We start from the raw sequence: 15190 nt of genomic DNA, 5'->3' as shown, positions 1-15190 counted from the left end.
CGGGTCCACCCACCAGATGCGCGCGGCATGCAACGTTCAGACCCCGCCCCCGCCCGCGCGCGCCTCATGCAGCATGTGCAGCGTGATCTTGCGCACCTCGGCCTTGCTCATGTCGATATGCGAGCGCAGCATGCGCGCCGCCTCGTCGCCGCGCCGCGCCAGCACCGCCCGCAGGATCGCCGCGTGTTCGTCGTAGGTCGCGTCCACGCGGAAATCCTTGGTGAAGTCCAGCCGCCGCACGATGCGGATCTTTTCGGTGACGTCGCGGTGTATCTGCGCCATCTCGGGGTTGCCCGCCGCCGCCACCAGCGAACAGTGAAACGCCTCGTCCAACTGCGCGACCAACCGCCCGTCCAGGATGCGTTGCGGCGGCGGCACCAGCCAGACGTCCTTGAGCGCGCCCAGGATGCCCGATTCGTCCATCGGTTCGCGCGCGCACAACTTGTCCACCGCCGCCTGCTCCAGCACCACCCGCACGTCGTACAGCGCCTCGAAGCGCTCGAAGTCGAACGGCCGCACCTGCCAGCCGCTGCGCGGACGCGTCAGCACGAAGCCTTCGCGCTCCAGCCGCGCCAGGCCCAGTCGCACGGGCGTGCGGCTCACGCCCAGCCGCGCGACCAGGTCGGCCTCGGTAAAGCGTTCGCCCGGCAGCATGCGAAAGTCGAACAGGTCGTCCTTGATGCGCTGATAGACCTGATCGGCCAGGGAACCGGCCAGCGCCGGCGCCTGCCGGATCGCCGGGCTGACCTGGACGGATTCCATGCGCATCATCCCGCCACGGTGCAGGTGGAGTCCTCGGCCAGCACCACCAGCGGGTCGCCCGCGTTGACCGGTTTGCCGGGCACGCAGCGTATCGCCGTCACCGTACCGGAGGTGGGAGCGATCACCGACAGTTCCATCTTCATCGCCTCGACCACCACCAGCGTATCGCCCGCCGACACGCTCTGGCCCACTTCAACCGGTATCTTCCAGATGTTGCCGCACATATCCGCGCTGACCAGCCGTTCGCCATCGCGCAGCGCGACCTCGCTATCCGCCTCGGGGCCCTGGGCGGACGGTTCCGCCGCCACGTCCTCGGTCTTCCACAAGGCCACCTCGGCATCGAACGCGCTTTTCTGACGCATCTGGAACACGGCGATGCTGTCGGCCTGCTCGGCCAGGAAGCGCTGGTGCGCGGCAAAGTCGAAGACTTCTTCTTCGATACGCACCGTGGCGCGGCCTTCGCGGAAGTCCTCGCGCAACACGTCCAGTTCGGCCTCGGTGACCGGGTAGAAGCGCACCTGATCGAAAAAGCGCAGCAGCCACGGCTTGCCGTCCTGGAACACCGGATTCTTCAGGAACTTGTTCCAGATCGGCAAGGTGCGTCCGACCAGCTGATAGCCGCCCGGCGAATCCATGCCGTAGATGCACATGTAGACGCCGCCGATGCCTACCGTGCCTTCGGCCGTGAACGTGCGCGCCGGGTTGTACTTCGAGGTCAGCAAGCGATGGCGCGGATCGATCGGCACCGCGCACGGCGCGCCCAGGTACACGTCGCCCAAACCCATGATGAGATAGCTGGCGTCGAACACGATGTCGCGCACGTCGTTGCGGCTGGACAGGCCGTTGATGCGCTGGATGAAGTCCACGTTGTTGGGCAGCCACGGCGCATTGGCGCGCACCGTTTCCTGATAGCGCTGCACGGCGCCCAGCGTGGCCGAGTCCTCGAACGCCATCGGCAGGTAGACGACGCGCGTGGGCACTTTCAAGGTGGCCACGTCGGCCAGGCCCGCTTCGATCTTGAGCAGGCGTTCGATCAGCGCGCCTTGCAGGATCTGGCGGCTGTCATAACGGATCTGCAACGAGCGCACGCCCGGCGACAGTTCGCACACGCCGTCGATGGGGTCCGCGTTCAGCGCCTCCATCAAGAGGTGGATGCGCATGCGCAGCGCCAGGTCCAGCACGTTGTCGCCGTACTCCAGCAACAGATAGCCATCGCCCGCCTGGCGATACGACACCGACGGGCGCGAACCTTCTGCGGGCAGCGCGGCCACGATGGTTTCCGAAGCGGTGGCGGACACGGCGACCGGTGTGGGCGCAGGCGGCTCGGCCGCGACGGCGGACAGCGTCGCCACGCTTTGATCCTGCGCCGCCTGCCGCGCCACGGCCTGCGGATAATCCATGCGCACGAAGCGGATGCGGTCGCCCGGCTTGACCTGCCCCACCTTCCACAATTCCGCGCTGGCGATGGTGACGGGGCACACGAAGCCGCCCAGGCTGGGGCCGTCGCGCGTCAGGATGACCGGGCTGTCGCCCGTGAAATTGATGCTGCCGATGGCGTATTCGCAATCGTGGATGTTGGACGGGTGCAAGCCCGCCTCGCCGCCGTTCTCGCGCGCCCAGGTGGGCTTGGGGCCGATCAGGCGCACGCCCAGGCGGTTCGAGTTGTAGTGCACTTCCCAATCGGCCGCGAAGAACGTCTCGATGGCCTCGGGCTGGAAGAAGTCCGGCGCGCCGTGCGGGCCGTACAGCACGCCGATCTCCCAGGTGTTGCCATAAGCGGGGATCAGCTCGGCCGGCGCGGCCATGGGTTCCGCCAGCGGCGCGGCGGCAGACTCGCCCAATTCAGGGCGCACCACGGGCAACATGTCGCCCACGCGCAGCGTGCGGCCGGCATGCCCGCCGAACTGACCCAGCGCGAAGGTCGATCGGCTGCCCAGATAGACCGGCACATCCAGTCCATTACGCACAGCCAGGTAGCTGCGGCAGCCGGCCAGCGCGCGGCCGGTGGCCAACACCTGGCCCGAACGCACGGCGATGGGCTGCCACATCGGCACCGGTTCGCCATCCAGCGTGGCGGCGCATTGCGCGCCGGTCAACGCGATGACGGTGTCGCCATGAAAGCGCAGGGTCGGCCCCACCAGCGTGGCCTCGATGCCGGCCGCGTCTGGTGCGTTGCCCACGATGCGGTTGGCCAGTCGAAACGCGTAGTCGTCCATCGGGCCGGACGGCGGCACGCCGATGTCCCAATAGCCCGTGCGACCCGGATAGTCCTGCACGCTGGTGTAGGTGCCCGCTTCCAGCACCTCGATGGCGGCGGGCCGGTACGCAAAGCTCTCCAGAAAGCGCGTGGACAGCTGGCCCGCGCGAAAGCGTTCGTCGGCCACGATCTGGCGCAGATAGTCCAGGTTGGTGGCGATGCCGTGCAGGCGCGTGCGCGCCAGGGCATCGGCCAGCTTGTCCAACGCCGCCTCGCGCGTGTCCGCGTGCACGATCAGCTTGGCCAGCATCGGGTCGTAGAAGGCAGGCACCTCGGTGCCGGTGGCCACCCAGCCATCGACCCGTACCCCTTCGGGAAAGAACACCTCGGTCAGCACGCCGGGCGAAGGTTGGAACTGACGCAGCGGGTCTTCGGCATACAGGCGCACCTCGATGGACGAGCCTTGCGGGGCGCGCGACATCGCGGCCAGGTCCAGCGATTCGCCGGCCGCCACGCGCAACATGCATTCGACCAGATCCAGCCCCGTCACCGCCTCGGTCACCGGATGCTCGACCTGCAAGCGCGTGTTGACCTCAAGAAAGTAGAAGCTGTCGCGCGCCGGGTCATAAATGAATTCAACCGTGCCCGCCGAGCGGTAGTTCACCGACTCGCCCAACTGCACGGCGGCCGCCAGCAGCGCCGCGCGCGTCGCCGCCGGCAGCAGCGGGGCGGGCGTTTCCTCGATGACCTTCTGGTTGCGCCGCTGCACCGAGCAGTCGCGCTCGCCCAGCGCCAGCACACGACCCGCGCCGTCGCCGAAGATCTGCACTTCGACGTGCCGCGCGTTATCCACATAGCGCTCGATGAACGCGCCGCCATCGCGGAAGAAATGTTCGCCCATGCGCTGCACGCTGTCGAAAGCAACGGTCAGCTCCGCCTCGTTCTCGCAGCGCGACAGGCCGATGCCGCCGCCGCCCGCCGTGCTTTTAAGCATCACGGGATAGCCGATGCGTTCGGCCTGCGACAGCGCTTCGCCCAGGCTGGCCAACAGGCCCGTGCCCGGCGTCATGGGTACGCCGGCTTGCCCAGCCAGCTCGCGCGAACGGTGCTTCAGGCCGAACTCGCGGATCTGCAAGGGCGTGGGGCCCACGAACGCGATGCCCGCCGCTTCGCAGGCTTCGGCGAATTCGGCGCTTTCGGACAGAAAGCCATAACCGGGGTAGATGGCTTGCGCGCCGTGCTCACGCGCGGCGGCCAGCAACAGGTCCATGCGCAGATAGCTGTCTGCGGCCTTCTCGCCGCCCAGCGCCACGGCCACGTCGGCCTCGCGCACGTGCGCGGCATTGCGGTCGGGATCGGAATACACGGCGACGCTGCGGATGCCCAGACGCTTCAAGGTGCGGATGGCGCGGACGGCGATTTCGCCTCGATTGGCAATCAGTACGGTATCGAACACGGTTCGGCTCCCAGTGGCTCAGAGGGGTTGGCGGGCGGTGGCGTTCAAGCTGGCCAGATAGGCGCGCCAGCCGCCAAAGGCGGTGATGTCGCGCGCGCCATCCAGGCCGCGCGGCTCGCAGATGAAGCCCTTGACCAGCCGGCCGTCTTGCAGCTCCAGCGTGCCGATGCCCAGGGGCGCGGGAATCTCGGCGACGAACGCGCCGAACGCCGTCACCGGCACGTCCCACAGTTCCACCTCGATCGGCGCGCCCGACTCGGACTTGACCAGGCCCGGCTTGGGCGGCTTGGTGTTGGCCAGCGCATACAGGCGGTAGTCGCCGGCCGTGCGGGTCTGCTCGACCAGCACCGCGTGGCGCGAGGTCAGTTGATGGTTCAGCGGCATGCCCGTCAGGTGCGCGCCCACCACGGCCACGCGCACCGTGTCTATGGGTGCGGACGCCGTATCCAGCCCCGCATTCAGCGCCGCAGGCAGCGGCGCGCCGGTCGCACCCAGCGGCAGGCCGCGCTGCGCTTGCCACAAGCGGCCAAAGCGCGCCAGCGCGCGGTCCTGCCACGCCAGCCCGATCAGCGTGATGCCGGAGGGCAAGCCGTCGGCGCGCATGCCGGCAGGCAACGCCAGCGCCGACAGGTCGGCCAGGTTGGCGAAGTTGGTGTAGACGCCAAGGCGCGAATTGAGCGTGACGGGATCGGCCTGCAATTGCGCGATGGTGTAGATGGACGGCGAGGTCGGCACGACCAGCGCGTCAAAGCCCGCCAGCGCCTGATGGATCTGGCGCGTCAGTTCGGCACGGCGGTACTCGGCCTTGAACGCATCCAGGGCGCTGTAGTTGGCGGCCTGCTCGACGATGCCGCGCACGACGGGGTGGATGGCGTCGGGGTTGGTTTCCCACAACGCCTGCACGGCGGCGAAACGTTCGGCCACCCACGGGCCCTGATACAGCAACGCGGCCAATTCATTGAAGGGCGTGAAGTCGATGGCTTCCACTTGCGCGCCCGTCTCCTTCAACGCGCGCACGGCGTCCTCGAACACGGCGGCGGCTTGCGCATCGCCGAAGAATTCCAAGGTGGCCGGCACCGCCAACCTTGGCGCGCGCGGCCAGGGCAAAGCCGCGCCTGCGGGCATGGCGCGCGAGTACGGGTCGCGCTCGTCGTAGCCGCCCGCCACCTCGGCGACCAATTCCGCGTCGGCGACCGTCAGCGCGAAGATCGACACGCAGTCCAGGCTGCGGCACGCCGGCACCACGCCCGCCGTACTGAGCCAACCGCGAGTGGGCTTGAGCCCGACAATGTTGTTAAAGCCGGCAGGCACGCGGCCCGAGCCCGCGGTGTCGGTGCCCAGCGAAAACGCGGCGATGCCGCGCGCCACCACCGAGGCCGAGCCTGAACTGGAACCGCCGCTGACGTAGTCCGGGTTGAACGTATTGGCCACCGCGCCATGGGGCGAACGCGTGCCCACGAGACCAGTGGCGAACTGATCCAGATTGGTCTTGCCGATCAGGATCGCGCCCGCCGCGCGCAGGCGCTGCACCACGGTTGCGTCCTCGCCGGGCGTGTACGCGAACTCCGGGCACGCTGCCGTGGTCGGCCAGCCGGCCGCATCGATGTTGTCCTTTATGGCGAAGGGCACGCCATACAGCGGCAGGCGCGTCAGGTCGCCGCCCACGGCGGCCAGCATCAGCCGCAGTCCGTCCAGTTGTTCATCCAGCGTGGCGCGGTCCACGCGCCGTATCCAGGCGTTGTCCTCGGGGCCACTGTCTTGCGGCGCGGCGTAGTCGGCCAGAAGCACGTCGGGCTGCGCGCCGGTGTCGCGGTAGGCGGCCTGCCATTGCGCGATGGTCCAACCGATGGGGCTCGTCTGGGATGCTGCGGCATTCATGCTGGAATCCTTTCTTGTATACAAGTACGGATTCCCAAGCAATAGCCGTGCCATGTTGGCCGGCCCGCGCACTTTCCCTCTGGCGCGGCGCGTGGACGCCGCCAAACCGGCGCTCGCGCGCCGTCCGCATCCGCGTCGTCCGCACCGCATGCGAGCAGGACGCGCACCTGTTTTGTGCACGCGGCACCGTTTTGATTCCGCCGCGCCGCTCGGTCATCGCGCGCCGGCATGCGCGTAAACACCCCCTCTTCATACAGCGGCCCGGCATGCGCCGCGCACTTGGCATGCCTTTTGCTTTGAGGTCCTTGTTGTCAGGCGTTGTTAGAGATCGTTCCTGCCGGTTAGACCGGCACATACTCATCCAGGAGTCACCATGAAACGCAGACTAGCCTTGAAGCAACTGACCGCCGTGAGCCTGTTGGCCATGTCCGGCTGGATGCCGCAGGTATTGGCAGCCGAAGACACCATCAAGGTCGGCATCTTGCATTCGCTGTCGGGCACGATGGCCATCTCGGAAACGTCGCTCAAAGACGTCGCGCTGATGACCATCGATGAGATCAACGCCAACGGTGGCGTGATGGGCAAGAAGCTGGAAGCCGTGGTGGTGGACCCCGCCTCGAACTGGCCGCTGTTTGCCGAGAAGTCGCGCCAGCTGCTGTCGCAGGACAAGGTGGCCGTGGTCTTTGGCTGCTGGACGTCGGTGTCGCGCAAGTCGGTGCTGCCGGTCTTCAAGGAATTGAACGGCCTGCTCTTCTACCCGGTGCAGTACGAAGGCGAAGAGCTTGAGAAGAACGTCTTCTACACCGGCGCCGCGCCCAACCAGCAAGCCATCCCCGCCGTCGAGTATCTGATGAGCGAAGACGGCGGCGGCGCCAAGCGCTTCGTGCTGCTGGGCACCGACTACGTCTACCCGCGCACCACCAACAAGATCCTGCGCGCCTTCCTGCATTCCAAGGGCGTCAAGGACAGCGACATCGACGAGGTCTACACGCCGTTCGGCCATTCCGACTACCAGACCATCGTGGCCAACATCAAGAAGTTCGCCACCGGCGGCAAGACCGCCGTCATCTCGACCATCAACGGCGACTCCAACGTGCCCTTCTATAAGGAACTGGGCAACGCCGGCCTGAAGGCCACCGACGTGCCGGTCGTGGCGTTCTCGGTGGGCGAAGAAGAGCTGCGTGGCGTGGACACCAAGCCGCTGGTCGGCCACCTGGCCGCGTGGAACTACTTCCAATCGGTGAAGAACCCGGTCAACGAGGAATTCATCAAGAAGTGGAAGGCCTACGCCAAGGCCAAGAACCTGCCCAACGCCAGCACGGTCGTGACCAACGATCCCATGGAAGCCACCTACGTCGGCATCCACATGTGGAAGCAGGCAGTGGAACAGGCCAAGACCACCGACGTCGACAAGGTGATCGCGGCAATGGGCGGCCAGAAGTTCAACGCGCCCGATGGCTACACCATCGAAATGGACAAGACCAACCACCACCTGCACAAGCCGGTCTACATCGGCGAGATCAAGGCGGACGGCCAGTTCAACGTGGTGTGGAAGAGCAAGGGCCCGATCCGCGCGCAGCCCTGGAGCCCGTACATCCCGGGTAACGAAGGCAAGCAAGGCCTCTAAGGGAAACAGCAGCCATGCACATCGCGGCAATCGCACACGTTTTGCGTCGTCTCCTACTTGCGTGGCTGCTTGCCATGCCGCTGCTGACCGCGCAAGCGGCGGCGGCGGGCGTGGCCCCCGCCCTGCTTGCGCCGCTGGCCGGCGACGACACCGACGCCAAGCTGCAAGCGATTGCCGCGCTGGGCCAACTGCCCGAGCCCGCTGCGGCCGCCGTGCTGCAAGCGCTGGGCAATGACCAGCTCTATGCCACCGCCGACGGGCGCGTGCTGATCGGCGTGGACGACACTCACGCCACCGATCCTGTCACGGGCGCCGCCGTCGACCTGCCTGCCGGCAGCGGCACCGTGACTATCAACAACCGCCTGCGCCGCGCCATCGAGGCCGCGCTGGCGGGATCCCGTTTGTTCTCGGACAAGCCCGGGGAACGTCTGGACGCCGCGCGCCGGCTGCAACAGACGGGCGACCCGGCGCGCCTGCCCATGCTTGAAAAGGCGCTGGCGTCCGAAAAGAATGAGGCCGTGCGCGACGCGCTGCGCATCGCACAGGCCAATCTGGAATTGAAAAGCAGCGACCCCGCCAAGCGTCGCCATGCCGTGGAACTGTTGGGCGATACGCGCAATGCCGCCTTCCGCCCCACCTTGGCAGCGCTGACGCAGCAACGCGATGGCGCGTACCTGGAACCGGACGCCAGCGTGCGCGAAGCCGCCGCCACCGCGCTCAAGCAGATCGACCGGCACCTGGCCACCATCGAATGGGCCGGCAATCTGTTCTATGGCGTCAGCCTGGGCAGCGTGCTGCTGCTGGCCGCGCTGGGGCTGGCGATCACCTTCGGGCTGATGGGCGTCATCAACATGGCGCATGGCGAGCTGCTGATGATCGGCGCCTACGTGACCTACGTCGTGCAGACGCTGTTTCGCGCATGGCTGCCGGCCTGGCTGGACTGGTACGTGGTGGCTGCGCTGCCGCTGGCCTTCGTCGTGACGGCGCTGGTGGGCATGGCGCTGGAACGCACGGTGATCCGCTGGCTGTATGGACGCCCGCTGGAAACGCTGCTGGCGACCTGGGGCATCAGCCTGATGCTGATGCAGGGCGTGCGCACATTGTTCGGCGCGCAGAACGTGGAAGTGGGCAACCCCAGCTGGATGTCGGGCGGCATCACGGTGCTGGGCGGCCTGGTGCTGACCTACAACCGGCTGGTCATCATCGGCTTCGCCTTCTTCGTGGTGTTCCTCGTGTGGGTGTTGCTGAACCACACGCGGCTGGGCCTCTTCGTACGCGCCATCACGCAGAACCGGCGCATGGCCGATTGCGTGGGCGTGCCGACCGGACGCATCGACATGCTGGCCTTCGGCCTGGGCTCGGGCATCGCGGGGCTGGCCGGCGTGGCGCTGTCGCAGCTGGGCAACGTGGGGCCGGACCTGGGCCGCGGCTACATCGTCGATTCCTTCATGGTGGTGGTGCTGGGCGGCGTGGGCCAACTGGCCGGCACCGTCATCGCTGCGCTGGGGCTGGGCGGCGTGAACAAATTCCTGGAGCCCTATGCGGGCGCCGTCATGGCCAAGATCACCATCCTGGTGCTCATCGTGCTGTTTGTCCAAAAACGGCCGCAAGGCCTGTTCGCCCCTCGCGGCCGGAGCGTTGAATGAAACAGACCGCGCTGACCGATCTGACCCTCCTGACCCGCCGCCCGCTGTTCTCGGGCCGCGCCTGGACCGCCCTGGCTGTGGCAACCGCGCTGCTGGCGCTGCTGCCGCTGTTGAACCTGGTGTTTCCCGCTGGCCATGCGCTGCACGTGTCGGCCTACGCCGTGGCCTTGCTGGGCAAATTCATGTGCTACGCGATGGCCGCGCTGGCGCTGGACCTGGTGTGGGGCTACGCCGGCATCCTGTCGCTGGGCCACGGCCTGTTCTTCGCGCTGGGCGGCTACGCGCATGGCATGTACCTGATGCGCGCCATCGGCCGCGACGGCGTCTACCAAAGCGATCTTCCCGACTTCATGGTGTTCCTGGATTGGAAGAGCTACCCCTGGTACTGGGCCTACACGGAACACTTCTGGTACGCCATGCTGCTGGTGGTGCTGGTGCCGGGCGTGCTGGCTTTTGTGTTCGGCTACTTCGCCTTTCGCTCGCGCATCAAGGGCGTGTATTTTTCGATCATCACGCAGGCGCTGACCTTCGCCGCCATGCTGCTGTTCTTTCGCAACGACACGGGCTTTGGCGGCAATAACGGCTTTACCGACTTCAAGCGCATCCTGGGCTTTGACATCACCGCGCCGGCCACGCGCGCAACCCTGTACTGGGTCACGCTGGCGGCGTTGGCGGGCGCATTGATCCTGGCGCGCATGGTCACGCAGTCCAAGCTGGGCCGCGTGCTGACCGCCGTGCGCGACGCCGAAAGCCGGCTGCGCTTCATTGGTTACGACCCGCTGGGATTCAAGCTTTTCGTCTGGACGCTGTCTGCCGTGTTGTGCGGCATCGCCGGGGCGCTGTACGTGCCGCAGGTCGGCATCATCAACCCCAGCGAGATGTCCACCGAGAACTCGATTGAAATGGTGATCTGGGTGGCGACAGGCGGGCGCGGCACCTTGATCGGCCCCATCATCGGCGCGGGCGCGGTCAACGGCCTGAAGACCTGGTTCACCAGCGTGCTGCCCGAATTCTGGTTGTATGCGCTGGGCCTGATCTTCGTGCTGGTGACGCTGTTCCTGCCCACCGGCATCGTCGGCCTGGCCCGCCGCATCGCGGCCCGCTTGCAGGAGAACAAGGCATGACCAGCACGCACACCGAAACGGCCATGCTCGATGGCGGCCCCAGCGGCGAGGCCGGCTACGGCCGCGTCAGCCCCAAGGGCCTGGACACCAGCCACGGCGCCATCCTGTACCTGGAAGGCATTACAGTCAGCTTCGATGGCTTCAAGGCCCTGAACGACTTGACGCTGGATATCGGCGTGGGTGAACTGCGCTGCATCATCGGCCCCAATGGCGCGGGCAAGACGACGATGATGGACGTCATCACCGGCAAGACCCGGCCCACGTCGGGCACCGCCTACTTCGGCCAGAGCATCGACCTGACGAGCTTGAACGAAGCGCAGATCGCGCACGCGGGCATCGGCCGCAAGTTCCAGCGCCCCACGGTGTTCGAACAGCACAGCGTGTTTGAAAACCTGGAGCTGGCCATGAAGACGGACAAGCGCGTGCGGCCCACGCTGTTCTCGCGCCTGAGCAGCGAACAGGCCGACAGGATCGGCGAAACGCTGGACCTGATCCGTCTGCGCGAGGAAGTGCGACGGCCGGCCGGCCTGCTGTCGCACGGCCAGAAGCAATGGCTGGAAATCGGCATGCTGCTGATGCAGGAACCGCAGCTGCTGCTGCTGGACGAACCGGTCGCGGGCATGACCGATGCCGAAACCGCGCGCACGGGCGAACTGCTGAACGAGCTGCGCGGCCGGCATTCGTTGATGGTGGTCGAACACGACATGGACTTCGTCAACCAGATCGCCGGCAACGGCAAGGTGACGGTGCTGCATGAAGGCTCGGTGCTGGCCGAAGGGCCGATGAGCAAGGTGCAGGCCGACCCGCGTGTGATCGAAGTCTATCTGGGGCGCTGATGATGCTGGACATAAACGCGATCAATCAATACTACGGCGGCAGCCACACGCTGCGCGGCGTGTCGCTGTCGGTGCGCCAGGGCGAATGCCTGGCGCTGCTGGGCCGCAACGGCGTGGGCAAGACCACCTTGCTCAAATGCCTGATGGGCGTGCTGCCCGTGGCCAGCGGCAACATCGCCTTCGATGGCGCCGACATCACGCGCCTGGCGCCGCATCAGCGCGCCGCGCGCGGCATGGCCTATGTGCCGCAGGGCCGCGACATCTTCGCGCGATTGACGGTGCAGGAGAACATCCTGATGGGCATGGCGACGCAGCCCGCCGCGCGCGCGCGCCGCATCAAGGAAGAAGTCTTCGAACTGTTCCCGGTGCTCAAGAACATGCTGTCGCGTCGTGGCGGCGATCTGTCGGGCGGGCAGCAACAGCAGCTGGCGATTGCGCGGGCGCTGGTGGCCGAGCCCAAGCTCATCATCCTGGACGAACCCACCGAAGGCATCCAGCCGTCCATCATCAAGGACATCGCGCGCGTGATCCACATGCTGCGCCAGCGCGGCGACATCGCCATCCTGCTGTGCGAGCAATACTTCGACTTCGCGCGCGAGCTGGCGGACCACTTCGTCGTGCTGTCGCGCGGCGAAGTGGTGGCCAGCGGCGACCGTACGGCCATCGATGGCGAGGACGTGCGGCGGCATCTGTCGGTGTAGTCGTGTGAGAGGGATGGCGGGTGAAAAAGGCGGCGCGCGTTGAGCGGCTCGCGATCGGCTTTAGATTTTCTTGATTTTGCACGCACGCGGGAAAACTGCTTCTATATAATTCCGCTCCATGTGCTTCGCTACTTTCCTGACCCGCCCAACCGTGTGGATCGCGCTCGCCGCGATCCTGTGGGCGTCGTTGGCGCCGTCGCTAGCGCAAGCCCTGAGCCTGTCGCCGGACGGCCATCACATCCACCGCATCAGCGTCGATTACTGCGCGGGTGACGGCGGCGCTGGCGATGGCTCTCTGACGCTGGACGTCGTGCACGATGCTCCGCACGACGCCTCGCCAGGCAGTCACGCGGGCGACGCCCACGGCGACAACCACCATTGCCCCTTGTGCCGCAATCCGCACGCCGACGTAGGCATCCTGCCCGCGCCGGTGCCCGTAGTGCCGGTGCCCGTGGGCCGCGCCATCACCTACCCGCCGCTGTTCTTCCTGGCGGCAAACTCCCTTCATGCCTGGAGCGCGGTTCAGCCGCGCGCACCGCCCGCAAACTGAGCTGGCCGCTAGCCGCCCGCCTGCCGCAAGGTAGCGGCGCGCCGCGACGCCCAGCTTGCCGTCCCCCGCCGACCCGCTTTCTTTGCGCCTTGCCGCGCAAGGCATAGCAACGTCGTCAATCCGATTCCGAGTCATCGTCGCGCCCCGCTTGCACCCAAGCGGCGTGCTGGATGCGCTCGCCAGTTTGCAGGCATGTTCCATGAAACACACCACGCTTTACTCCTTGCTGCTGGGCGTAATCGCCAGCGCCCCGGCCCTGGCCGCCGAACCCGCCGTCAAGCTGATGGCGCCCACCACCGTCTACGGCGCCGGCCACGTCGAGCCCGCCCCCAACGGCCCCATCGACCTGGACGCCACTGACACCACCGGCAGCCGGCTCGGGCTGACGCTGCGTGAAACCCCGGCCAGCGTCACCGTCATCACCCGCGAACAGATCGAAGCGCGCGGCTCGCTCAACACGCAGGACATCGCGCGCGGCATTCCCGGCGTGGACAACGCGTCGCCTCCCGGCAATGCCGGCGCGGTCAGCTACCGAGGCTTTTCCGGCGGCCAGGTCACGCAACTGTTCAACGGCATCTCGGTGCAGTACGACGCCATCGCCGGGCGGCCCGTCGACAGCTGGATCTACGATCGCGTCGAAGCCATCGGCGGCCCGTCGACGTTCCTGTTCGGCGCGGGCGCGGTGGGCGGCGCGATCAACGTCGTGACCAAGCTGCCCGAGCGCGATACGTTCTACGAAGGCCAGTTCCGTCTGGGTTCGTTCGACACCCGCCAATATTCCGTCGGCCTGAACCAGCAGCTGGCGGGCGATGCGGGCGGCAAGGGCCACTATCTGCGCATCGACGCCAACACCAGTTCCAGCCACGGCTGGACCGACGGCAACCATAGCCGCGCCACACAGGTGGCCGCCTCGCTGCTGTCGGACCTGGGCGCCGACGTGACCCAGACCTTCGCCTTTGAATTCCAGCGCGAACAGGTGGACCGCCCTTACTGGGGCACGCCACTCAAGAACAACGCCAACGGCGTGGTGCAAGGCGAAGGCCACATCCTGGATGGCACGCGCTTCAAGAACTACAACGTCAACGACGGCCTGTACGAACAGTCCATTCTTTGGGCGCGGTCGATGACCGAATGGCGCGCGGGCTCGAACCTGACGTTCAAGAACACGCTGTACCACTACCGTGCCGACCGCGATTTCCGCAATCTGGAAAGCTATCGCTTCAATGCGGACAACAGCCTGGTGCTGCGTTCGGGCGCGCTGCTGCAACGCCATGAGCAGACCCTGACAGGCAATCGCGTCGAAGGGCTGTACCGTTCGTCGATTGCCGGGCTGCGCAGCGATTGGTCCTTCGGCGCGGACATCAGCCAGAACAGGGTCACGCGTTTTCCGACCAGCCTGCCCGGCCAGGTCGACGCCGTGGATCCCTATGACTTTTCGCCGGGCGACTTCTACGACATTCCCGGCATGACGCGCGGCCACAAGCCCGACCGCGAGAACCGCATCCGCACCTTCGCGATGACGTTGGAGAACCGCACGGAAGTGCTGCCCGGCGTGGCGATCGTGTCGGCGCTGCGCAAGGACTTCATCGACCTGGACCTGACCAACCGCCGCGCGGTGACCGCCGCATCGCCGGCCAGCGCGCAGCGCAGCTACTCGCCGCTGACCGGGCGGCTGGGCGTCAACTGGGAAGTCAGCCCCGAAGCGTCGCTGTACGCGCAGTACGCCACGGCCGCGGATCCTCCGTCCGGGCTGTTGGCCACCGCCTCGTTCGCCGATGTGCTGAACAACGACAAGCTCACCACCGGCACGCAGGCCGAAGTGGGCGGCAAGTTCAACTTCTGGGACGGTCGCGGCGCGGCCACCGTGTCGGTGTACGAGATCAAGCGCAAGAACATGGCCACGTCCGACCCCAACAATCCCGGCGTCAGCGTGCCGGTCGGCGCGCAATCGGCGCGCGGCGTGGAACTGGCGGGCGGCCTGCAACTGACGCCCAAGCTGTCCGTGCAAGGCAACGTGGCCTTCGTCGACCCGCGCTACGACGACTTCTCGCAGTCGGTGGGCGGCGTGCCGGTATCGCGCAATGGCAACGTGCCGACCAACACCCCGCGCCGACTGGCGAACCTGTGGGTGGACTACGCCTTCGTGCCCGACTGGAACGCCAGTGTCGCCGCGCGTTACGTGGGCCGCGCGTATGCGGACGCGGCCAATACCGTCTGGGCGCCGTCCTACACGGTGTTCGATGCGGCGCTGTCGCACCAGATCAACCGCAACCTGAGCAGCACGCTGCGCGTGCGCAACCTGACCGACAAGGTCTACGCCGCCAACAGCAGCCCGACCATGTTCTACCTGGGCGCGCCGCGTTCGGTGGAGCTGACGTTGCACATGCGGTTCTGACGCCCGCGCGAAAAGGGG

Annotated in this window: 10 protein-coding genes; 7 read left to right on the top strand and 3 right to left on the bottom strand. The window is 66.9% G+C overall.

The annotated features are described in order from the left end of the window. Nucleotides 1-36: 36 nt before the first annotated feature. The 3 genes from API01S_RS16330 to atzF are packed head-to-tail and all read right to left on the bottom strand — an operon-like array spanning nt 37 to nt 6293. The gene (locus API01S_RS16330) at nt 37-771 is read right to left on the bottom strand and encodes a GntR family transcriptional regulator (RefSeq protein ID WP_061305286.1); all 735 of its coding nucleotides are present in this window, start codon (nt 769-771) and stop codon (nt 37-39) included. Continuing rightward, nucleotides 768-4415: an urea carboxylase gene (gene uca / locus API01S_RS16325; protein WP_061305284.1), complete on the bottom strand. Its 3648-nt coding sequence runs from the start codon at nt 4413-4415 to the stop codon at nt 768-770. Before uca ends, API01S_RS16330 begins: the two co-directional genes overlap by 4 nt. An 18-nt stretch (nt 4416-4433) precedes the next feature. Further along, complete coding sequence (gene atzF / locus API01S_RS16320) at nt 4434-6293, bottom strand: allophanate hydrolase (protein WP_061305282.1); 1860 nt, start codon at nt 6291-6293, stop codon at nt 4434-4436. Nucleotides 6294-6666: 373 nt separating this feature from the next. Between atzF and urtA the strand changes: the two genes are divergently transcribed. The 7 genes from urtA (at nt 6667) to API01S_RS16285 (ending at nt 15172) form a co-directional block, all read left to right on the top strand. After that, on the top strand, nt 6667-7920 hold the full coding sequence (urtA, locus tag API01S_RS16315; RefSeq protein WP_006221281.1) for an urea ABC transporter substrate-binding protein: 1254 nt from the start codon (nt 6667-6669) through the stop codon (nt 7918-7920). 14 nt (nt 7921-7934) lie between these two features. Then, nucleotides 7935-9566, top strand: a complete 1632-nt coding sequence (gene urtB, locus API01S_RS16310; RefSeq protein ID WP_061305280.1) for an urea ABC transporter permease subunit UrtB — start codon at nt 7935-7937, stop codon at nt 9564-9566. After that, nucleotides 9563-10690, top strand: a complete 1128-nt coding sequence (gene urtC / locus API01S_RS16305) for an urea ABC transporter permease subunit UrtC (protein WP_061305279.1) — start codon at nt 9563-9565, stop codon at nt 10688-10690. Before urtB ends, urtC begins: the two co-directional genes overlap by 4 nt. After that, nucleotides 10687-11526 (top strand): urea ABC transporter ATP-binding protein UrtD, encoded by an 840-nt coding sequence (gene urtD, locus API01S_RS16300; RefSeq protein ID WP_061305277.1) that lies wholly within the window; start codon nt 10687-10689, stop codon nt 11524-11526. The genes urtC and urtD overlap by 4 nt, the downstream gene beginning before the upstream one ends. A gap of 2 nt (nt 11527-11528) precedes the next feature. After that, nucleotides 11529-12227, top strand: a complete 699-nt coding sequence (gene urtE / locus API01S_RS16295; RefSeq protein WP_061305621.1) for an urea ABC transporter ATP-binding subunit UrtE — start codon at nt 11529-11531, stop codon at nt 12225-12227. A gap of 118 nt (nt 12228-12345) precedes the next feature. Further along, a complete protein-coding gene (locus API01S_RS16290; protein WP_050731103.1) occupies nt 12346-12777 on the top strand; it encodes a DUF2946 family protein in 432 nt (143 codons plus the stop codon). Between the two features lie 199 nt (nt 12778-12976). Continuing rightward, entirely contained in the window at nt 12977-15172 is a 2196-nt protein-coding gene (locus API01S_RS16285) for a TonB-dependent receptor (protein WP_061305275.1), read from the top strand. Nucleotides 15173-15190 lie beyond the last annotated feature (18 nt).

The sequence above is a fragment of the Achromobacter piechaudii NBRC 102461 genome (assembly GCF_001571245.1).
Taxonomy (GTDB): Bacteria; Pseudomonadota; Gammaproteobacteria; order Burkholderiales; family Burkholderiaceae_B; genus Achromobacter; species Achromobacter piechaudii.
Note: the sequence above shows the minus strand (reverse complement) of the source record. Positions and strands in the feature narration are given on the sequence as shown.